At 63.9% G+C, this 20,798-nt stretch carries 18 protein-coding genes; 7 read left to right on the top strand and 11 right to left on the bottom strand.

From position 1 onward, the window contains the following. Window positions 1-45: 45 nt before the first annotated feature. Complete coding sequence (locus ACTIGC_RS06030) at window positions 46-1,257, bottom strand: pyridoxal phosphate-dependent aminotransferase (protein ID WP_439633560.1); 1,212 nt, start codon at window positions 1,255-1,257, stop codon at window positions 46-48. Window positions 1,258-1,495: 238 nt separating this feature from the next. On the opposite strand from ACTIGC_RS06030, the gene ACTIGC_RS06025 reads away from it, so the two are divergent. Next, window positions 1,496-1,663, top strand: a complete 168-nt coding sequence (locus ACTIGC_RS06025) for a hypothetical protein (protein ID WP_439633559.1) — start codon at window positions 1,496-1,498, stop codon at window positions 1,661-1,663. A gap of 72 nt (window positions 1,664-1,735) precedes the next feature. Continuing rightward, window positions 1,736-2,761, top strand: a complete 1,026-nt coding sequence (locus ACTIGC_RS06020; protein ID WP_439633558.1) for a hypothetical protein — start codon at window positions 1,736-1,738, stop codon at window positions 2,759-2,761. On the opposite strand, the gene ACTIGC_RS06015 is transcribed toward ACTIGC_RS06020, so the two are convergent. Together ACTIGC_RS06015 and purE are read right to left on the bottom strand one after the other, a co-directional pair. After that, window positions 2,747-3,814: a 5-(carboxyamino)imidazole ribonucleotide synthase gene (locus ACTIGC_RS06015; RefSeq protein WP_439633557.1), complete on the bottom strand. Its 1,068-nt coding sequence runs from the start codon at window positions 3,812-3,814 to the stop codon at window positions 2,747-2,749. The genes ACTIGC_RS06020 and ACTIGC_RS06015 overlap by 15 nt on opposite strands. A gap of 10 nt (window positions 3,815-3,824) precedes the next feature. Beyond that, complete coding sequence (purE, locus tag ACTIGC_RS06010; RefSeq protein ID WP_439633556.1) at window positions 3,825-4,328, bottom strand: 5-(carboxyamino)imidazole ribonucleotide mutase; 504 nt, start codon at window positions 4,326-4,328, stop codon at window positions 3,825-3,827. A gap of 152 nt (window positions 4,329-4,480) precedes the next feature. On the opposite strand from purE, the gene ACTIGC_RS06005 reads away from it, so the two are divergent. The 5 genes from ACTIGC_RS06005 (at window position 4,481) to ACTIGC_RS05985 (ending at window position 12,043) form a co-directional block, all read left to right on the top strand. Continuing rightward, window positions 4,481-5,212 (top strand): GGDEF domain-containing protein, encoded by a 732-nt coding sequence (locus ACTIGC_RS06005; protein ID WP_439633555.1) that lies wholly within the window; start codon window positions 4,481-4,483, stop codon window positions 5,210-5,212. 52 nt (window positions 5,213-5,264) lie between these two features. Beyond that, complete coding sequence (locus ACTIGC_RS06000; protein ID WP_439633554.1) at window positions 5,265-6,287, top strand: threonine aldolase family protein; 1,023 nt, start codon at window positions 5,265-5,267, stop codon at window positions 6,285-6,287. Between the two features lie 296 nt (window positions 6,288-6,583). Continuing rightward, window positions 6,584-7,303 carry an ImuA family protein gene (locus ACTIGC_RS05995; RefSeq protein ID WP_439633553.1) on the top strand — a complete coding sequence of 240 codons (720 nt, stop codon included), beginning with the start codon at window positions 6,584-6,586 and terminating at the stop codon, window positions 7,301-7,303. Next, window positions 7,218-8,777 (top strand): Y-family DNA polymerase, encoded by a 1,560-nt coding sequence (locus ACTIGC_RS05990; protein WP_439633552.1) that lies wholly within the window; start codon window positions 7,218-7,220, stop codon window positions 8,775-8,777. The genes ACTIGC_RS05995 and ACTIGC_RS05990 overlap by 86 nt, the downstream gene beginning before the upstream one ends. Continuing rightward, window positions 8,774-12,043 (top strand): error-prone DNA polymerase, encoded by a 3,270-nt coding sequence (locus ACTIGC_RS05985; RefSeq protein WP_439633551.1) that lies wholly within the window; start codon window positions 8,774-8,776, stop codon window positions 12,041-12,043. Before ACTIGC_RS05990 ends, ACTIGC_RS05985 begins: the two co-directional genes overlap by 4 nt. A gap of 7 nt (window positions 12,044-12,050) precedes the next feature. Here ACTIGC_RS05985 and ACTIGC_RS05980 read toward each other — a convergent pair whose 3' ends face one another. The 8 genes from ACTIGC_RS05980 to ACTIGC_RS05945 all read right to left on the bottom strand — a co-directional run bounded on the left by ACTIGC_RS05980 (window position 12,051) and on the right by ACTIGC_RS05945 (window position 20,788). Then, on the bottom strand, window positions 12,051-13,226 hold the full coding sequence (locus ACTIGC_RS05980) for a PQQ-dependent sugar dehydrogenase (protein WP_439633550.1): 1,176 nt from the start codon (window positions 13,224-13,226) through the stop codon (window positions 12,051-12,053). Window positions 13,227-13,370: 144 nt separating this feature from the next. Further along, window positions 13,371-13,940 (bottom strand): hypothetical protein, encoded by a 570-nt coding sequence (locus ACTIGC_RS05975; RefSeq protein WP_439633549.1) that lies wholly within the window; start codon window positions 13,938-13,940, stop codon window positions 13,371-13,373. 55 nt (window positions 13,941-13,995) lie between these two features. Further along, window positions 13,996-15,399, bottom strand: a complete 1,404-nt coding sequence (locus ACTIGC_RS05970) for a YfcC family protein (protein WP_439633548.1) — start codon at window positions 15,397-15,399, stop codon at window positions 13,996-13,998. 141 nt (window positions 15,400-15,540) lie between these two features. After that, window positions 15,541-16,719, bottom strand: a complete 1,179-nt coding sequence (locus ACTIGC_RS05965) for an ABC transporter permease (RefSeq protein ID WP_439633547.1) — start codon at window positions 16,717-16,719, stop codon at window positions 15,541-15,543. A gap of 11 nt (window positions 16,720-16,730) precedes the next feature. Continuing rightward, window positions 16,731-17,891, bottom strand: a complete 1,161-nt coding sequence (locus tag ACTIGC_RS05960) for an ABC transporter permease (RefSeq protein WP_439633546.1) — start codon at window positions 17,889-17,891, stop codon at window positions 16,731-16,733. Beyond that, a complete protein-coding gene (locus ACTIGC_RS05955) occupies window positions 17,891-18,586 on the bottom strand; it encodes an ABC transporter ATP-binding protein (protein ID WP_439633545.1) in 696 nt (231 codons plus the stop codon). Before ACTIGC_RS05955 ends, ACTIGC_RS05960 begins: the two co-directional genes overlap by 1 nt. 44 nt (window positions 18,587-18,630) lie before the next feature. Next, the gene (locus tag ACTIGC_RS05950) at window positions 18,631-19,683 is read right to left on the bottom strand and encodes an efflux RND transporter periplasmic adaptor subunit (protein ID WP_439633544.1); all 1,053 of its coding nucleotides are present in this window, start codon (window positions 19,681-19,683) and stop codon (window positions 18,631-18,633) included. 250 nt (window positions 19,684-19,933) lie between these two features. Then, window positions 19,934-20,788 carry a sterol desaturase family protein gene (locus ACTIGC_RS05945; protein WP_439633543.1) on the bottom strand — a complete coding sequence of 285 codons (855 nt, stop codon included), beginning with the start codon at window positions 20,786-20,788 and terminating at the stop codon, window positions 19,934-19,936. Window positions 20,789-20,798: the final 10 nt, after the last annotated feature.

The raw sequence follows: 20,798 nt of genomic DNA, 5'->3' as shown, positions 1-20,798 counted from the left end.
CAATCCAACTGGAACACAAACTGTCAGCGATAGAGAACGCCTATATCAACGCGCGGCGGCACAGAATTCCGCAATGCGGGTGCCCGCCTTCTCCAGCGCCTCGTCAGACGTGGCATAGGAGATGCGGAAGGCCGGCCCGGAGCCAAAGGCTGTGCCGGGAACGACGGCCACATGCGCCTCTTCGAGCAGCGCATCACACACATCGCCATCGGTTTTCAGTGCTTTGCCCTTGCCAGAGGTTTTTCCGATGAGTCCGGCGCAGGATGGAAACACGTAGAACGCGCCTTCCGGCTTTGGCGCATCAAGACCTTCGCTAGCCGCGATGTGACGCAGGACGAGATCGCGGCGGCGCACGAAGGCGTCATTGCGCGGTTTCAGGAAGTCATGCTCGCCATTCAACGCGGCTACGGACGCCCACTGGCTGATCGAGCACGGGTTGGAGGTGGTCTGCGTCATCACCTTGGCCATCGCCTTGATGAGAGGCTCCGGTCCAGCAGCATAGCCGATGCGCCAGCCCGTCATGGCGTAGGATTTGGACACGCCATTCATGGTCAGCGTGCGCTCATAGAGCGAGGGCGCGACCTCGGCGATGGTGGCGAACTTGAACCCGTCATAGACAAGGTGCTCATACATGTCGTCGGTCAGGATCCAGACATGCGGATGGCGCTCCAGCACCTCTGCCAGCGCCTTGAGATCATCGGCCGAATAGGCTGCGCCCGTGGGGTTTGATGGAGAATTCAGCACCAGCCATTTCGTGCGCGGCGTGATGGCCGCTTCAAGGGCTTCAGGGCGCAGCTTGTAGCCGTCCTTTGCGGTGGCCTCAGCGAACACAGGTTTGCCGCCGCACAGTAATGCCATGTCGGGATAGCTCACCCAGTACGGCGCAGGCACGATCACCTCGTCGCCGGGGTTCAGCGTGGCCGCAAAGGCGTTGTAGATCACCGGCTTGCCGCCCGGTGAGACATTCACCTGCGAGGGCTTGTATGCGAGGCCGTTATCGCGCTTGAACTTGGCGCAGATCGCCTCTTTCAGCTCGGTTATGCCGTCCACGGCGGTGTATTTCGTTTCGCCGCGCCGTATGGCGTCTATGGCCGCGTCCTTGATGTGGTCCGGCGTGTCGAAGTCCGGCTCGCCAGCGCCGAGCGAGATCACATCAATGCCCTTGGCTTTCAGCTCACGTGCCTTCTGGGTCGCCGCAATGGTGGCAGACGGCTGGACGCGGGAAAGGGCTTTGGAAACCTCGAACGGGGCGGACATGGGCTCTCCTGATGCGGGAGGTGAAAGGCGCGCAGAAACTACCGTCCGTTTACCGTAAACCGCAATACGCGTTGCGCTGTGGCACTGTCATGATGCCTTCTTCTGGCCGTAATTGATCTTGAGTTCGCCTGATTTTGAACCTCTGCGCGCCGCTAAGCGGATTGAACCTGTTCATCTGGCGTTCACCGGATCAGTACAGAGCCAGCAATAGATGGCTGGCTTATTGAGGGAGGGGATCATGGCTGACTTTTCTGCCGGCAATGGCCGTCCGGGCCGCGATATCAATCTGGGCGCCCTGCTCATCGCCATCGTCATGTTCGGCGCTTGCGCCGTGATCGCGCACGCTTCGGGCGTCCTCGGCGACACCTCCTCAGGCCTGTTCATCGCCCAAGGCGGCGAAGGCTAACACGCCGATACCTGTGGCATTGCTGCCGATTTAATTTGAACCAGCTGCCACCAGCGGCCATCTCTCATCATTGTGAGCGTTCGTGGACCGGCCCTGACCCGTGCATCGGCACCCGCGTTCAGCCGCTTGCGGCTGGGCGCCTATGTGTGTGCGGGCCTGCTGCATCTTGGTGCTATCGGTGCGATTGCCGTGCTGCCGCCGGAAGCCCTGGAACAGTTTATCGATACCGGCACCGGCATCGAGATACGCTTTTTCACCATCAGCGCCAGCGACGCAGAGAGCAATCTGCCGCTCAATGTGCCATTGCTGGCTGATCGTGGCGAAACGGGCAGCGACAGTGCCGGCGCGGACCGAAGTCCAGGCGATGACGCCTCCGGCATGGAGGAGGCAGAGCCTGAACCGGCGGCGGAACCGGAGCCTGAACCCGCTGACGAGACAAGTCCGGACGAAACGGTTGAGCCTGTTCCCCCTGTATCGGAGACTGGCACCCTTCCCCCTGAACCCGACACGCCAGCAGCGTCAGCCCCTCCAGCCCCCGCACAAGACAGGGCGCCTGTACCTTCCTTTTCCGTAACGTCTCCGGAATCCCCGGTCGACACCATCCAGCCAGCCGAGGAAGATGCGGCGATCACAATACGCCGCGTGCCCACTTTTGCCGGAATCGCCGCCCGCGCGGAGACCGGCCTGCGGGTGGAAGATTTTCAGGTCAGCCGCATCGAGGGCAGCGTTGGCGCCGTGATAGCCGAGGTGTTCTGCCTGTCATCGGGCGATGCCAACCGGGAGATTGGCGATTGCGGCGATGGCCCCAACGCAGCCCAGGCAGAACTCGCTATCTATCATATCCGGGCCATGAGCGCGGGGCCGCTGGAGTTCGCCGAAAACATGTCGCGGCTGGAGTTTGAACTCGCCCAGCTGGGCGTGAGCCCCTCGACGATGGAATTGCTGCGCGTGCATTTCCTCAATGCGCAGCGCGAGCAGACCAGCCGTTCACCGCTGCTTCGCGCGATGGACCGCGACCGCTCAACGCGCACCGATCATCTGGGTATCGGCCCGTCCATCACGCCGCAGCGCGCACGCGACCCGTCAGGAGAACGGTGAGAGCCGGTTTACATGACCCATCTTGCGGCCCTCGCGCGCTTCGCCCTTGCCATAGAGGTGCAGGCACACGCCCGGCTCGGAGGCCAGCGCCTGCCAGCGTGCCACATCATCACCGATCAGATTGTCCATGCGGGCGGCGGAATGGGGCTCAGGCTTACCCAGTGGCCAGCCCGCCACAGCGCGGACATGCTGCTCAAACTGGCTGACCGCGCACGCATCCATCGTCCAGTGGCCGGTATTGTGAACGCGCGGGGCAATCTCGTTCACCCACAGACGGCCATCGTCCAGCACGAACAATTCCACCGCCAGCACACCCACATAGTCGAGCCCTTCGAGGATCGCAGAGGCAATGCGCAAGGCCTCCCCGGCCAGCACATCCGCGCCGGGTGCAGGGGCAATGGAGGTGCGCAATATACCGCCCTCATGGTGGTTTTCGGCCAGCGGATAGGCCGCAATCTGGCCGTCAAGGCTGCGCGCGGCCACGACTGATACTTCGCGCGTGAACGGCGCAAAGGCTTCCAGAATGCAGGCCACACCGCCCAGCGCCTCGAAGGCAGCAGCGGCATCACTGGCCTTGCGGATGACCTGCTGGCCCTTGCCGTCATAGCCCATACGCCGCGTTTTCAGGATGGCAGGTGTGCCAAGCGCCTCTATTGCCGCCTCGGCCTCTGCAGCGCTGGAGACAGCCCGCCAGGGCGTGGTCTCGATACCCGCCTCATTGACGAAGCGCTTTTCCGTCACCCGGTCCTGACACACTTCCAGCGCTTTTACGCCGGGACGCAACGCGGCATGTTCAGCCGCCTTGCGCGCGGTCTCTACGGGTACGTTCTCAAATTCGTAGGTCACGGCATCAACACCAGCGGCAAAGCGCGCCACAGCGTCCAGATCGTCATAGGGCGCGACCGTACAGGCCGCCGCCACGCGCGCGGCGGGGCTGTTGTCCTCGGGCGTGAAGATATGCACATCAAAGCCCAGACGCGCCGCGTCCATCGCCAGCATGCGCCCCAGCTGACCGCCGCCGAGAATGCCTATACGCGCGCCGGGTTGCAGCATGAGCGCGAGCCTAGTCCTCTACACTGTCGGGAATGCTATCGCTGAGGCTGGCACGATAGGCGGTCAACCTGTCAGCAAGCGCCGTGTCTGTGAGCGCCAGTATGGAGGCTGCCAGCAGCCCGGCATTCGTCGCGCCCGCCTCGCCGATGGCCAGCGTGCCAACGGGTATGCCGCCGGGCATCTGGACGATGGAGAGCAGGCTGTCGAGGCCGTTGAGGGCCTTGGACTTCACCGGCACGCCGAGCACCGGCAGTTCGGTAAGCGAGGCGACCATGCCCGGCAGATGGGCCGCGCCCCCTGCCCCGGCAATGATGACTTTCACGCCGCGCGCCTTTGCCGACTTGGTAAAATCCACCATCCGGTCCGGCGTGCGGTGAGCGGAGATCACCCGCGCATCAAACGCCACACCCAGCGCGTCGAGCGCGCCGGCCGCGTGCTGCATGGTCGGCCAGTCCGAGCGTGAGCCCATGATGACCGCTACGGGCGGTGAAGGGTCGGGAAAACGGGTCGCCATGCGCAGCCTCCGGGCAGCGGAAAGCGCGCGAGCCTAGCCATAAGCCGCATGGCGTCAAGCGGCAGGTGAATAGACGCCGAAACCCGCTTGAGCGTTTGTTAACCACGATCAACAAGACTGCGTCCTTGAGTCGATTGGGAAGGATCGGGGACATGCGGGTGCGATCCAGCGGAGCGGCAGGCGGAGTGGCGTCTGCAGGGCCTGTCAGCGGGCCCGTGCGCAGCGAAGCTGCCAGCCCGGTATCGGCCCCCTCTCCGGTGCGGCGCGCCGACGACACCGCCTCCATCATGGGCGTGCCGGAAGCGGAACTGACCCCGAATGTCCAGCGTGCGCTCCTGACCCTGATGGGCGAGGTGGACCAGCTGCGCAAGGAAACCGACGCGCTGCGCGCCAAGGTGCGTGATCTGGAGAGTCTCGCCGACCGCGACGTGCTGCTTCCCGTGCTGAACCGGCGCGCCTTCCTGCGCGAGGTATCGAAAGCCCTGTCACTGGCAGAGCGCCACGATGCCCCTTCAGCGCTGGTCTATTTCGACCTTAATGGCTTCAAGGCTATCAACGACACCTATGGCCATGCCGCAGGCGATGAAGCGCTTAAAGTCGTGGCCGATACCCTCTCCTCCCAGCTACGCGACACTGATGCTGTCGGACGCCTCGGCGGCGACGAGTTTGGCGTGGTCCTGGTACTCACCCCGGTCGAGGCCGCCGAGCGCAAGGCCGAAGAACTGGCCGGTGCCATTGCAGCCGCGCCGATCCATTTCGGCGGACTGACCTTGAACCTCAAGGCCGCCTGGGGCGTACAGGCGCTGGAACGTGGCATTACGCCCGAAACCGCCATGGCCGAAGCCGATGCGGCCATGTATGCGCGCAAACAGGCCGTCGCCTGACACCGCTTCAAGGCGTTGATCGCGCGCCTTTTCTCGTGTCAGGTGCGCGCCCATGAGCTTCCTGTCAGATACTACCGCCCCCGCCCACCCTGCCCTTCTGGAGGCGCTTGTACGCGCCAATGACGGGGCCGCCGCGAGCTATGGCAATGACACCGTCTCGGCGCGGGTGAAGGCGCAGCTCAAAGAGATATTCTCCACCGATCTGGAACTGGTGTTCACCGTCTCCGGCACGGCCTCCAACGCGCTTGCGCTGTCTGTGCTGGCGCCGGGCGATACGGCCATCCTCTGCCATGACGAGGCGCATATTCACCGCGATGAGCGCGGCGCGCCGGAGTTTTTCACCGGCGGGGCCAAGCTGATCACCCTGCACGGCGACCATGCGCGCCTGACGCCTGAAGCGCTGGAAGCGGCCCTTGCCGAGTGGCCGTCAGACTTCGTGCACACCACCCCGCCCTCCGTCTTGAGTCTTTCCAACCTCACCGAGTCCGGCACGGCCTATGATGTGGCGGCTGTGAAGGCACTGGCCGGGATCGCCAACACGCGCGGCATGCACGTCCACATGGACGGGGCGCGCTTTGCCAATGCGTTGGCGCATCTCAAATGCGACCCCGCAGACCTGACATGGCGCGCTGGCGTTGATGTGCTCAGCCTTGGCGCGACCAAGGGCGGGGCGCTGGCGGCAGAGGCCGTGATCCTGTTCCCGTCCGTCATGGACCGCTTTTCCGCCCTGCAGGTGCGCCAGAAACGCGCCGGACACATGGTAGCGAAAATGCGCTATGTCGCCGCCCAGTTCGAGGCATGGCTGGAGAACGGCCGCTGGCTGGAACTCGCGTCTCACGCCAATGCGATGGCCAGCGAACTGGCCGAGGGTCTCTCCGCCGCTTCCGGCGCCAAACTGCTCCACCCGGTGGAGGGCAATGAGGTCTTCATCGACCTGCCGCAGGAAACCGTGAACGCGCTCAATGCGGCCAATGCCGGCTTCTACCCCTGGCCCCATGGCGGCTACCGCTTCGTCACCAGCTGGCAGACCAAGCCCGAAGACGTGGCGCGCGTGGTGAAGGCGGCAAGGGGGTAGGGCACCCTTGAGTTCCGCAACGCATCCGCGTTGCGATGTTCCGCGCACGAGCGCGGGCGCGCGTTCGCGCTTGCGGCGCTGCGCGCCGGCTGGGTTCCGGGGTTTGCTTTTATTCTGGGTCCCCCGTCGGGGCGGGGGACCCCGGTGGTTTACATCATCTACCTATCAACCGGGTTCCCGGGCTTGACCCGGGATCCAGTCTTTTGGCGATGCTCGACCCATGCCGGGCCTGCCCAAAAAAAAGGATCTCCGAATCACCCTCTTGACTCTTGGGTCCAAGAACAAAATAAGAACATATGGCCCGTGCGATCATCCATGACCTGCCTCTTAAGCGTCTTTCCGCGCGTGTGGAGAGTGAGGCGGCGCGTCTGGAAGAGAGATTCGGCGCACCCTTGCAGGGCGTACACGAGATCGCCCCTGCCGCCTTTGCCGACATGGCCGCGGCGCTGGGGCTGGCGGTGGGGTTTGCGCAGACAAGGGGCCATGGAGGCTGGCTGTGGGTGCGCACGCGCCGCCAGCGCCTTGATCTGGGCCGGATCAGCGCGCGCGGACTGGCAGCGCTGGGAGCCGACCCCGGACGGGTGATGCTGGTGGAGACCCGCGACCACACTGCGGCCCTGCGCGCGATTGACGAGGCCGCGCGCTCACGCGCCATCGGGGCCGTCATCGCGGAGGTGGAAAGCGCTGATTTCACCTTCACCCGGCGGCTGACACTGGCCCATGAGGCAAGCGCCACGCCGGTCATCCTGGTGCGTTCATGGCGCACTGAAGGGGCGACCGCCGCGCATAATCGCTGGCGGGTGGCGGCGGCGCCTTCTGCGCCCAATGCGTTTGATCCACGCGCGCCCGGACGCGCGCGCTGGCAGGTGACGCTGGAGCGCTCGCGCGAATTTGCGCAAAAGGCCGGAGAGACATTCCTGATGGAGATTGATGATGCGCCGCTTCGTGTGCGTCTGGTTCCCGCACTGGCCGATGGAGCGCCTGAAACGCGCCCGCACCACGCCCTGGCCGGTTGAGGACGGCGCGCCCTTCGTGCTGACGGAGACTTGCCTGCATGGCCGCACGCTGGCGGCGGTGAACGATGGCGCACGCGCGCTGGGACTGGAGCCGGGGCTTCGCTTTACCGATGCGCGCGCCCGCGTGCCGGACCTTGCAGCAGAAGAGATCGACCGCGAGGCGGATCATATCGCCCTGAAACGCCTCACGCTCTGGATGACGCGTTTCAGCCCCCTCACCGCCATGGACGGGCCGGACGGGATACACCTCGACGTGACGGGCTGCGCGCACCTGTTCGGCGGGGAGGACGCCTTTCTGGCCACCATCAAGCGCGCGCTTGAAGCCTTGGGCCTCACCCCGCGCCTTGGCCTCGCTGATAGCGCAGGCGCGGCATGGGCGCTTTCCCGGTTTGGCGACAGCGCGGTGCAGATCAGTGGGCCGGGAAAGGCGCGGGAGACCCTGACGCCCTTGCCCATCGCTGCCCTGCGGCTGGAGGCTGGCACGGTGCAGGTCTTGCGCCGCTTCGGCCTGACCCGCATCGGCCAGCTTTATGCAATCGAGCGCACCGCCCTTGCCCGCCGCTTCCGCAATCGCGAAGCCGCGCAGGACGTGCTGTTACGCCTCGATCAGGCGCTTGGTGTCCGCCCGGAGCCGCTCATACCCTTGAAAGCGCCCGCGCGCTTCACCGCGCGGATTTCCGGCCCGGAACCGCTATTGAGCCTTGGCGGGATCGAAGATGCGCTCTCCAAGCTGCTTACCGAGCTAACGCGCCAACTGGAGGAAGCGGGCAAGGGCGCGCGCCGCTTCATCCTGACCGGCTATCGCTCTGATGGCACACGCACCAGCGCCAGCCTTGCCCTCTCCCGTCCGGGGCGGGAGGCAAGCGCTATCGCGAAGCTCTTCGCGCCGCGCCTTGAGGCGATGGATCCGGGCTTTGGCATCGATCTGATGACGCTCTCCGCCCATGGCACTGGCCCGCTCGAAGCCATTGCCTCTGCCCTGCCCGATGGCGCGGCCCTGCCCGGCGCGGACCCGGCCGAGACAGCGGCGCTGGTGGACCGGCTGAATGCAAGGCTGGGCGATGATCTGGTCGCCGTTTTCACCCCGTTTGAAAGCCATGTGCCGGGCCGCAGCGAGGCGCTGACACCCTTTCCCGGCGCGCTGAAACCCTGGCCAGTCACGGCCCACCGCACCGGCCCGCGCCCGCTCATCGTGCTCGACCGGCCAGAGCCGGTGGAAACAATCGCGATCCTGCCCGACGGGCCGCCTGCGCGCTTCACCTGGCGGCGGGTAACACGCAGCGTGGCGCGCGCGGACGGGCCGGAGCGGATCGGCCCGGAATGGTGGCGGGGCAGCGCGGACGGCGTGCGTGCGCGCGATTATTACCGCGTGGAGGACGAGGACGGGCACCGCTACTGGCTGATGCGCGAAGGGCTTTATGATGACCAGCGCGGCGGCACCCCGCGCTGGTATGTGTGCGGGCTGTTCCCATGAACGCCGCCCTTTACGCCGAGCTACAGGTGACCACGAACTTCTCCTTCCTGCGCGGGGCGAGCCATGCTGCCGAACTGGTGGAGCAGGCAAAAGCGCTGGGCCTATCCGCGATTGGCGTGGCGGACCGCAACACGCTCGCTGGTGTGGTGCGCGCCTATATCGCGGCGAAGGAACACGGGCTGAAACTGCTGGTTGGCGCGCGGCTGGATCTGGCCTGCGGCTTAAGCCTTCTCTGCTACCCCGAAACCCGCGCCGCCTATGGCCGCCTCTCCGCCCTCATCTCCAAAGGCAAGATGAAAGCCCCCAAGGGTGAATGCCATCTGACCCTTGAGGATGTGATGGAGGCCGCTGACGGCCAGTGCTTCATCATCGTGCCGCCAGAGGAACCCGATGCCGCCTTTGAGGCTGTGCTGGCCCGGTTGGGCGCAAGCTGGCCGGGGCGGGTATGGCTGGCCGCTGCGTGGCGATACCGGGGGCGGGACAGGGAGCGGATCGCGATGCTGGACGCGCTTGGACGCCATGCGGGCGTGCCGATCGTCGCCGTCAATGACGTGCTCTATCACGCGCCCGAGCGCCGCCCCTTGCAGGACGTGATGAGCTGCATACGCGAGCATTGCACGATTGAAGAGGCCGGCTTCCGCCTTGAGCCTCATGCCGAGCGGCACCTGAAAAGCCCAGCCGAAATGGCGCGGCTTTTTGCCGGATTTGAAGCCGCTATAGCGCGGACGCAAGCCATCGCCGCGCGCTGCACTTTCAGCCTGGATGAGCTGCGCTATGAATACCCGGATGAGCCGGTGCCGCCGGGCTCCACCCCGCAAGGTCATCTCGAATATCTCACCTGGAAGGGGGCGGAGTGGCGCTATCCGGACGGTGTGCCGGACAAGGTGAAGGCGCTGCTCATCAAGGAACTCGCCCTCATCGCGGAGCTGGACTACGCGGCCTATTTCCTCACCGTGCATGACATTGTGGCGTGGTCGCGGGCGCAGGAAATCCTCTGTCAGGGGCGCGGCTCGGCGGCCAATTCCGCTGTCTGCTACTGCCTTGGCGTGACGAGCGTTGATCCCGCCACCAGCAGTCTTCTCTTTGAGCGCTTCCTGTCGAAGGAGCGCCGCGAACCGCCTGATATCGATGTCGATTTCGAGCACGAGCGGCGCGAGGAGGTGATGCAATATGTCTATGCCCGCTATGGCCGCCACCGGGCGGGCCTCACCGCCACCGTCATCTCCTACCGCCCGCGCTCTGCCGTACGCGAGGTGTGCAAGGCGCTGGGCCTGACCGAAGATGTGTCGGCGGCGCTCGCCGGCACGGTCTGGGGCTCATGGGGGCGCACGATCGAGGACAAACACATCAGGGACGCAGGCCTCGATCCGCAAAACCCGATGATCCGCCGCGCGATCATCCTCACCCGCCAGCTTATCGGCTTTCCGCGCCACCTCTCCCAGCATGTAGGCGGCTTCGTGCTGACCAAGGGCCTGCTGACCGAGACCGTGCCCATCGGCAATGCCGCGATGGAGGAGCGCACCTTCATCGAGTGGGACAAGGACGATATCGACGCGCTGGGCATCATGAAGGTGGATGTGCTGGCGCTGGGCATGCTGACCTGCATCCGCAAGGCGTTTGACCTGCTGGAACAGCACAAGGGTATCCGTCACACGCTGGCCAGCATCCCGCCCGATGACAAGGCCACCTACGCCATGCTGTGCCGGGCCGACAGTTTAGGCGTCTTTCAGGTGGAAAGCCGCGCGCAGATGAACATGCTGCCGCGCCTGCGGCCCGAAACCTTCTACGATCTCGTCATTCAGGTGGCGATTGTGCGCCCCGGCCCCATTCAGGGCAATATGGTCCATCCATACCTGCGCCGCCGCAAAGGCATCGAGGATGTTACCTTCCCCTCGCCCGCACCGGAGCATGGCCCGGCCGACGAGCTGAAAAGCATTCTGGGGCGTACGCTCGGCGTGCCGCTCTTTCAGGAGCAGGCCATGCAGATCGCCATTGATGCCGCCAAATTCACGCCCGACGAGGCCAATGGATTGCGCCGCGCCATGGCGACCTTCCGGCGCGTGGGCACGATCCGCAAGTTCGAGGAGAAAATGGTGCAGGGCATGGTGCAGCGCGGCTATGCGCCTGAGTTTGCCGCGCGCTGCTTTGACCAGATCAAGGGCTTTGGCGAGTACGGCTTTCCCGAAAGCCATGCCGCCTCGTTTGCGCTACTGGTTTATGTCTCCTCATGGGTCAAATGCCACCATCCGGAGGTGTTCGCCGCCGCCCTCCTGAACGCTCAGCCCATGGGCTTCTACGCGCCCGCCCAGATCGTGCGTGATGCCAAGGAGCATGGCGTGGAGGTGCGCCCCGCCGATGTGAACCATTCGGCCTGGGACAACACGCTGGAACCCGCGAAAGAGGGCAACCAATGGCCCTTCGCGCTGCGCCTCGGCCTGCGCCAGATCGATGGCCTGAAGGAAGAGGAGATGACGCGGCTAACGGCCCTGCGCGGCACTGGCTATGCCAGCCCGGCGGACCTTCGCGCCCGCACGCGCCTGCCTCGCGCGACGCTGGAAAAGCTGGCCAGCGCCGATGCCTTCACCTCGCTAGGGCTTTCACGGCGCGAGGCGCTGTGGGCGATACGCGGCGAGACGGTCGAGGCCCCTGCCCCGCTGCTGGCACTGGCGGGCGATGGGGCGGAGAAGACGCCCACGGAGCTGCCGCAAATGCCGCTATCTGAACATGTCGTGCAGGACTACCAGACGCTCCGGCTGTCGCTCAAAAGCCATCCCATGGCGCTTTTAAGGGGGCTGTGGCGCGAAGAACGCCTCGCGACAACCCAAGACGCCTGCGCCACGCGAACAGGCCGCAGGGTGCGTACAGGCGGGCTGGTGCTGGTGCGCCAGAAGCCCGGCACCGCCAAGGGCGTGCTCTTCATCACCATCGAGGACGAGACCGGCATCGCAAACCTGATCGTCTGGAAGAAAGTGGCAGAGCTTTTCCGCCCTGTCGTGATGGGCGCGCGCATCCTCGCCGTGACGGGCCGTGTGCAGACAGCCGACAATGTCACCCACATCATCGCGGAAAGGCTGGAGGACCGCTCCGGCGATCTTCTCTATCTGAGCGAGGATGCCCAGCGCGACATGCTCGATGGCGCGATGGCCCCTGTCGATGAGGTGCGGCGCCCCGTCATGGCGCGGCGCGGGCCGCCGCCAAAGGGCAGCTCACACGCCCGCCACCCGCGCGATGTGCGCGTCATCCCCAAAAGCCGGGATTTTCACTAGGCGGTTACTAGCCCTCAGGGACAAGGCGCAGCACGGCACCCTCTGCATGGTCTGTCACCATCCAGATTGCGCCGTCGGGACCAATGCGGACATCACGCACCCGGTGGCCAAGCTCGATCAGTTCCTGACTTGCCACTCCATCACCCTGCAGCTGTACACGCACAACACCCTGGGCATAGAGGCCACCGACAACCATGTCGTTTGCCCAGCCGGTAAAGGCGCTGTCCTGCGGCACAAAGGCCAGACCGGACGGCGCGATCGTCTCCTCGAAGGTGTGAACGGGAGAGGTCATGCCCTCCATCTGTTCACCGACGCCGAGCGGCGCGCCGGAATAGTCTTCGCCACCCGTGATGAAGGGCCAGCCATGATTGGTGCCCGAGGCGATGTGGCGGATCGCGTCGCCCCCTTCGGGGCCATGATCAGCGGCCCAGAGCTGCCCATTCTGCTCGCGTACGGCCAGCGCCTGAATATTCCGTACACCGATTGAGTAGACATACGGATCAGATGAACCTTCGTCTTCTTCGGTCTCAAAAGACGGATTGCCCGGGTGTGCCTCGCCGCTGTCGGTCATGCGCAGGACAGCGCCTGCCTGATCGCTGGCGTCCTGCGACCGGGAGATATTGCGCCGCTCACCCACAGACAGGAATAGCGAGGCATCGGACGGATCGAACGCCATGCGGCCACCGAAGTGCAGGCCGCTGGAATCCTGATCCTCCTCGTTCATCACGAAGATGTCCTCGACATCGCTGAAGGTGACGTCACCATCCTCCTGTGCGACCGTGCCGCGCACCACTACAAGAGCCGCTCCACGATCAGTCTCGCGCGAATAGCTGATGTATACCCAGCCGTTGTCCTCGAAACGGGGATGCAACTGGACATCAAACAGGCCTGCCTGGCTTCTATTGGTCTCTCCCTCGAAGCGAAACAGGTCCTCGGCCTCCCAGATGGGATCTGACAGCGAGCCATCGACCTGCCCTGCCCGCAGCGTGCCGCTATTGCGTTCGGTCACCAGAAAGGCGTCATCGGAAATGAAGGCGATGGCCCAAGGATGCTCCAGCCCGGTGATGACCGTGTGCAACTCCAGCGCCTCGTCACCTGCAATAATCCGCTCCTGAGCCAGAGCCAGACTGCCGCCCATGGCAAGGCAGGACGAAACGAGCAAGGCAGGCAAAGACCGGGTCATGGAACTCTCCAATGGTTGGAAGGGGTCCCTGTTCAACAGCCCTCGCCCGCCTTGGTTCCGAAAAACTCCACCCAGTGTTCGCCTCACGCAGGCGTGATCCGGTTCTTCCTGCGAGCTTCGGATCGAGCCGGCGGAGTAAGCCGTTTACCGCCCCGGCATGCGCATGCGCTGATATCCGGCGGGGACGGTGAACAGGCTGGCATCCTGCGAAGCGCGGGAGAAATGCGTGGCTTCGAACGCCGTGCCGCGATCAGGAATGTCCACGCGGAGCACGATATTGTCATCGGTCATGCACCCCAGCGCCTCGCCGCCGGGAATGTCCTCGTCCTCGACGCGGTAGATCGTGCATGGCTCTCCGGCGACGGTATCGTTGCCGACTGCATCTCCGAAGCGCTCATCGGCCAGCGGCAGCGACACTTCATCGCCCATCGGCATCTCGATCGCCATCCGGGTACCCTGCATGTTCACCAATATGGTGCTCATGCGTTCAACCGGGTTGACGAGCACGATAGCGCTCTGCCCTTGAAACTCGCCTTCCATGCGGAAATCGCCGCTACGATGACGCATCTGCATTTCCTGTTCATGGCCACTGGAATGGTCATGAATGCGCACCGTCATCGCGAAATCAGACAACGGCAGTCGCATTTCCTGCGCAGCAGCGAAGGAAGAGACACTCATCAGTGCGGCCGCACAGGCGGCAATCAGGGTTTTCATCAGAAACAATCCTCGATCATTGACAGGAAGCCCCCGCAAAAAGGCCGCGTACGCGTCAGGTATACCCGATCCAGACCGCCAGCATCAGCGCCAGCGCACCGGCGATGGTCAGCTTGATCATCAGGGGAAATACAAAGCGCAGCCAGCGGTCATAGGGAATACCGGCAAGGCCGAGTATGCCCATCAGTACAGCGTTGGTCGGCACGATCATGTTGGAGAAGCCATCGCCGAACTGGAAGGCCAGCACGGTCACCTGACGGCTCACCCCGACCAGATCGCCAATCGGCGCCATGATCGGCATGGTGGCAAAGGCCTGGCCGCTGCCCGACGGTACGAACAGGTTCAGAAGGCTCTGCAGCAGGAACATGCCGACGGCGGAAAACTCCGCGCGGACCTGTTCCAGCGGCGTTGCCAGCGCATTGACGATGGTGTGCAGCACCAGCCCGTCTTCGAGAATGAGCGAGATCGAGCGGGCAAAGCCGACCAGCAGCGCCGTGGCGGTCAGCTGCGCCGCCCCGGTGATGAAACTTTCCGCGGCATCATCGAGGCGCAGACGCCCAAAAATGATGGCCGCAACAGCCAGCGCCAGGAAGATGGCAGCCAGCTCGGTCAGCCACCAGCCCTGCAGCATCACGCCCAGCACAAGCCCGACAATCGTCGCGCCAAGAGAAAGCAGGACCAGACGGCGCTGCCAGTTCATCTTCGGATATTCCTGCGGAGGCGGCGCCACGGTGGCCGGCAGCCCAGCCATCAGGCTTTTGGACGGGTCGGACTGTACCTTTCTGGCGTAGCTGTAGACATGATGGAATCCGATGGCGAAGATCGGCAAGGCGATGGCCAGACGGTACCACCAGCCCGAAAGCGGCTGAAGCTCGGCAATGTCCTGCGCGACCATCACGGTGAACGGGTTCATGAACGAGATCCCGTAACCGACGCCGTAGCCCACGACCATCATCCCGACAGCCGTCATGGAATCGAGCCGCAAGGCCGCGCACAGCGCCACCAGTATGCCCACAAAGGCGATGTATTCTGCGGCCATGCCAAACGTGGCCGAGAACGTGCCGAAGACGAACATGGCAGCAAAGATCAGCAGCGCCAGCCGGTCACGGAAGTGCTGCAGCATGCCGCCGATCGCCGCGTCGATAGCGCCTGTCAAACGGACCACACCCAGCACGCCGCCAATCAGGAAGACAAAGAAGATGACGTCGGAAGCCGATGCCATGGCACGCGGCACCACGCTGAGCAAATGCCAGGGCGCCAGTGTCTGCGCGTCCTCGACCACCTCATAGGTGCCCGGAACCACCATCATCCGGCCGGCCTCGTTGGGCTGCATCTCGAAGCTACCGGCAGGCAGTATCCAGGTCAGCACCAGAGCAATGGCCATCATGATGACCATCAGCACCAGCGTGTGCGGTATGCGCAGCCACGAGCGCTTAGCCGCGCCTTCCTGTCCGGTCATCGGTTATCCCCTCTCATTGCCTTCGTCCGGGTGCCATTGGTGATGGGCCGGCCGCGAAGGTCAAGCGCACAGCTGGATTCGGCGCCGGGGACGGCGAGCCCGGCCCGGTGGCAGATCAGGCACCACCAGGCCGGGCCACTATCAGTCGTTATGCACGGCGAGCAAGGGAATGCGCGCGGCACGGATGGCCGGGATGAACCCGCCCAGGAAGCCGACAATCAGCGCCAGGATCACGCCTTGCACAACGGCGTCAGGCGTAACGGCAAAGGCGAAGACCACTTGCGTAAAGCCGGAGCCAAGCGTGGAGGCACTGACCCCGTCAAAGAGCAGATACGTGGCTACCGCACCGATCAGCCCGCCCGCAAAGGCCAGTACCAGTGCCTCTGCCATCGCGGCAAAGAAGGCAGGGAATCCACCAAAGCCGATGGCCCGCAAGGTTGCCAGTTCACGGGTACGCGCATCGACCGAGGCATACATCGCGTTCCAGGCACCGGCGAGTGCGCCAATGGCCATGGCAAAGGCCAGCGGCCAGCCCAGGAACATGATGAGATTGGTCGTGCCGCCGGCAGAGCGGGCGAAATAGGCCCGCTCGGAGAGCACTTCGAGATTGAGCCGGGGCTCGTTCTCCACGTACTCGCGAAGCTCCTCGATAGCCGCTGGCGAAGTCAGCCGTGCGCGGATGGTCTGCACGCTGGAGCCCCGGTCGTAAAGATTCTGGATCACGCCCAGATCGGCCCAGATTTCAGAATCAAACACCGACCCGCCGGTGGAGAACACGCCGACAACGGTCCATTCATTATTGCCAAGCCTGATGCTCTGGCCCAGCTCGAACCCGTCGAACTCGCGCAGAACGCTTTCACCGACCACCAGTTCGGCCGTGCCGGGCGAGAACATGCGGCCCTCCACCAGCGAGAATTGCGGACGCAGTTGCGGTCCGTACTGGCCGACCCCGCGAAGCGCCAGATTGGCCCGCGTCTGCGTGGTGCGCTTGATGCCGTCGGCGACGACATAGAGCTCGGCAGAGATGAGCGCCTCGCCATTCTCACCGGCAGCGATACCGGGCGCGATTTCGACAAGGCGTACATCGTCGCGGCTAACGGTGGAGTTCATCTCCGCCATCGCGCCGCCGCGCAGCATGATTGCCACATCATCGGAACCCGCACCGTCCACGGTGGCCCGGAAACCGCTGGCCATGGCCATGAAGCCGAGCAGAACCCCGACGACCAGAGCAATGGAGAGCACGGTTGCCAGCGACATACCCCAGCGCTGCGGGATGGAACGCAGATTGAGAAGCGTTACGGCTATTGTCTGTTTTAACATGTCGTCTCTCCTCAGATCTTGCCGAGCGCTTCGGAGATGCGCACCTGCATGGCATTGTAGGCTGGCAGGATGCCCGTCACGATACCGAGCGCCGCCATCAGGATCAGCGCGGTCACGATATTGGTCAGCGACAGACCGAAGGCGGGAAGGAAACCGGCAAGCGCCCCGCTGGCGGCAGCCGCAGCCAAAGACGCAAGGCCGAGCCCGATCAGTCCGCCGATAAAGCTCAAGAGGAGCGACTCCCACAGCACCATGCGGAAGATGCGAGGCGCGGTGAAGCCGAGTGTCTTGAGCACGGCAATCTCGCGGGTGCGCTCATTGACCGCCATCACCATGGTCGTGCCGACAATCATCAGGATCGTCGCAAACGCAGCCCCGATCACCCAGGTCAGGATCAGGCCGATATTGCCGAACTGTTCCATGAAGGCCTCGTTGAACGCGGCCTCAGTGGTGGTGGAGGTTTCCGCCGAGGAGTTGGCAAACAGGGCGTCGATATCCTGGCTAACCTGATCGTTCAGGGCCGGATCGGTGGTATTGATCGTGATCCAGTGGAAGCTATCGCGTCCGAACAGAAGGCTCTCGTTGAAATACTCGTAATGGAGCATGAGGTAGTTGGTCGGATATGTGCCTTCGGTGTCATCAAACACGCCGCAGATATCCAGCTCCCATGCCTGCGAGCCGTCGGTGTTCTGCCAGATATTGGACATGAGCGGGATGCGGTCACCCGTGGACCAGTCATACTGGTTGGCCAGCGCCCGGCCAACGACCGCGCAGGTGCGCCCCTCCAGGAATGCAGCTCGCTCTTCGGGCGGCAGGACGATTTCGGTGGGATAAGCGGCCAGATAGGTTTCAGGATCGACCGCGAAGCTCTGCACGAAGTTCTGGGGTTCCTGATAGTAACCGCCAAACCAGCTGGCCGGGGCGGCATTGCGCACACCCTCCACCTGCTGAATGCGGCCCCAGTAGGCATAGGGTAGCGCCACGGTGAAATTGATACGATTGACGGTGACGAGGCGCTCCTGCGCCGCCGTGCCACTGCCCATGGAGAAGGCGTTCTGCAGGGCGCCGAGTACGCCGAAAATCAGGAAGGCGACAAGGATGGAGACCATCAGGAGGATGGCCCGCAAACGCTTGCGAAAGAGGTTTTTGCGGATCAGGGTTGCGTCATTCATCAGGCTTTCCCCTTCTCCTCGAACCGGCCCTTGTTCAGGTGCAGTTCGCGCGCGGCGTAGCTCGCCGCTTCCGGGTCGTGCGTGACCATGATGATGGTCTTTCCCAGTTCCTTGTTGAGAAGCTGGAGCGTCTGCAGAATTTCATCGGCCGTCGTGCGGTCCAGATCGCCCGTCGGTTCGTCCGCGAGCAGGACTTTCGGGTCGGCAACGATGGCGCGGGCAATGGCTACGCGTTGCTGCTGACCACCCGAAAGCTGGCCAGGACGGTGACCGGCGCGATCCACCATGCCGACGATATCGAGCGCAGTTTTCACCCGCTGTTTACGCGCCTTGCCCGACAGGTTGGTCAACAGCAAAGGCAGTTCGACGTTCTGGGCTGCGGTGAGCGTCGGCATCAGATTGTAGAACTGGAAGATGAAGCCGGCATTCTTGGCGCGCCATTTGGCGAGACGGCCCTGGCTCAGATTATCGATGCGCTGGCCTTCAAACAGAACCTCGCCGGAGCTGGGCTTGTCGATGCCGCCCAGCAGGTTCAGCAAGGTGGTCTTGCCCGACCCTGACGGCCCCATGATGGCGATGAAATCGCCCTGGGAGATCGTCATGTCGAGCCCGTCGAAGATCGCGACCGTCTCCTTGCCGCGCGTATAACGCTTGGAAAGCCCTTTGAGTTCGTAAAGTCCTGATGCGTCTGCCATGATATCCTGTCCCTTGAAAATTCAGCCCCGGCCCTGGGCCGGCATCACTCGATAAAGGTCACGCGGGCAGCCATGTCCGGGAGGACACGCGCATCGCGCTCATTGAGGGCCACGCGTACCTTGATGGTGGCGCGGCTACGGTCTGCAGTGGGGATGATGGCCTCCACGCGGGCGGGAATCCGCCAGTCCGGATAGGCATCCAGCACCGCTTCGACGCGCTGGCCTGGCGTCACCCGCTGGATCTGGCCTTCGTTTACATCGACCTCGATTTCCAGCGAGGCCATGTCGACCAGCGTTGCGACGCCGGTACGGGTAAACCCGCCACCGGCGGAACCCGGGAACAGAATTTCACCAACCTGCGCATTCTTCGCGATCACGACGCCCGCAAACGGTGCGCGCACGATATGGCGCGCGATGAGATCGATTTGGCTCGTGCGCCGTACGCGGGCGCTGTCCAACTCGGCACGGGCCGCACGCAGCTGAGCCTCCAGGCTCGATTGCTGGGCCTGCGCCGCCGTCAGCGCTGCCTCAGAGGCGATGTCGCGTTCAAACAGGCTGGACGCACGCCGGCTGACAGTGCCGGCCTCGCGCGCCTGAAACTCCAGCGAGCGCACCCGCGCCTCAGCAGCGGCGATCTGGGAGTCGATCAATTCAAGATCGAGATTGGCGCGCGTATCGTCCAGCCGGGCGAGTATCTCACCAGCCTCGACCTCGGTGCCTTCTTCAACAAGCACTTCGGCGATACGCCCGGTGATTTCGGCCGAAACGGTAGCCTGACGGCGCGCGGTGACATAGCCAGACGCAACAAGGCCCGACGCACGTGGTACGCGCGGCGCGGCCGCAGCAGGCGGCGGTGTTGCCTGCGTGTCTGCGGTCTGGCTGGTGCTGGCGGCCGGCGCGCTGGCAGCTGTGTGCTGTTGCGGCGGCGCATTGCCGTCATCACCTTGCGTCAGAAACCAGACCGCACCAGCGGCAATGGCTGCCGACACAATCATTCCGCCAATCAGCGTGGCGGGTGACACCCCGCCGCCGCGTCGTTCGTCATCATCCCGGTTGATGCTCAGCGACCGCAATTTGTCCCGGCGATCATCATTCATCTGGCTTGTCCCCTGCCCGTCCCTGCGCCCGATGCGCGATTATCGCACAAGCGGTAGACCTTGCGCCATTGCATGTAAAGCACCCTTTACGATACATTTTCGTAATGTTTGCAGGTCAAGTTATATCAAATTACTTTGATTTACAAAGTTTGTGGAGTCAAGTGGGCGTAGCGGGGAGTGGCGTGGTGCGATGTTGGGGAGATCTGCGAGAGTCCGGGGCTGCGGGGCCATGCAGGATCAGGCGGTCTGGTCACCCGTCCGTTGCCGCGCCTCTCTTGTTGCCAGCGGGCGCCGGATCTCTGGTCCCGCCACGGAAAGGCTGCAACAGCATGCGGTCGAGCCACAGATCACGGGGCTCTCGGAACTGGCCTATGCCAATGGTCATGGCATCGTGTCCGGCCTCGGGCTGCGCGCGGTAGGTGCCGAACAGCCGGTCCCACCAGGGCAGGTTGAAACCGTAATTGCTGTCGGTCTCATGACGCAGGACCGAATGATGTACCCGGTGCATGTCCGGCGTCACCACGAAGAGCCGCAACACCCGGTCGAGGCCGCACGGCAGGCGGATATTGGAGTGGTTGAACATGGAGGTGGCGTTGAGCAGCACCTCGAATACCAGCACGGCCAGTGCGGGCGCGCCCAACAGGCCAACGACTGCCAGCTTGATGATCATGGAAAGGACGATCTCGCCGGGGTGAAAGCGCAGGCCCGTCGTGACATCAAACTCCAGATCGGCGTGATGCATGCGATGAAAACGCCACAGGACGGGCACCTTATGGAGCATGACGTGCTGGCCATAGATCACCAGATCCAGCAGCAGGACCGAAAGCGGCAGAGCCAGCCATAGCGGCGCGCCCAACACATTGAACAGGCCCCAGCCTGCCCCTTCAGCCCACAGGGCAAATGCGACCGCCAGCAAAGGAAAAGCGAGGCGCAAAATGGCCGTGTCCAGCACGACCACCGCGAGATTATTGCTCCACCGCACAAGGCGTGGAATTTCACGCCGCCTGCGCGGCGCCGCCAGCTCCCATACCATCATCGCGGCCAACACGCCGGCAAACGCGGCAAGGCGCAGTAAAGGCTCGGCAGCAAGGATGGTGTCAGACATGGTTTCCTCA

It is taken from the genome of Glycocaulis sp. (assembly GCF_051859565.1).
In the GTDB taxonomy this organism is placed as follows: domain Bacteria; phylum Pseudomonadota; class Alphaproteobacteria; order Caulobacterales; family Maricaulaceae; genus Glycocaulis.
Note: the sequence above shows the minus strand (reverse complement) of the source record. Positions and strands in the feature narration are given on the sequence as shown.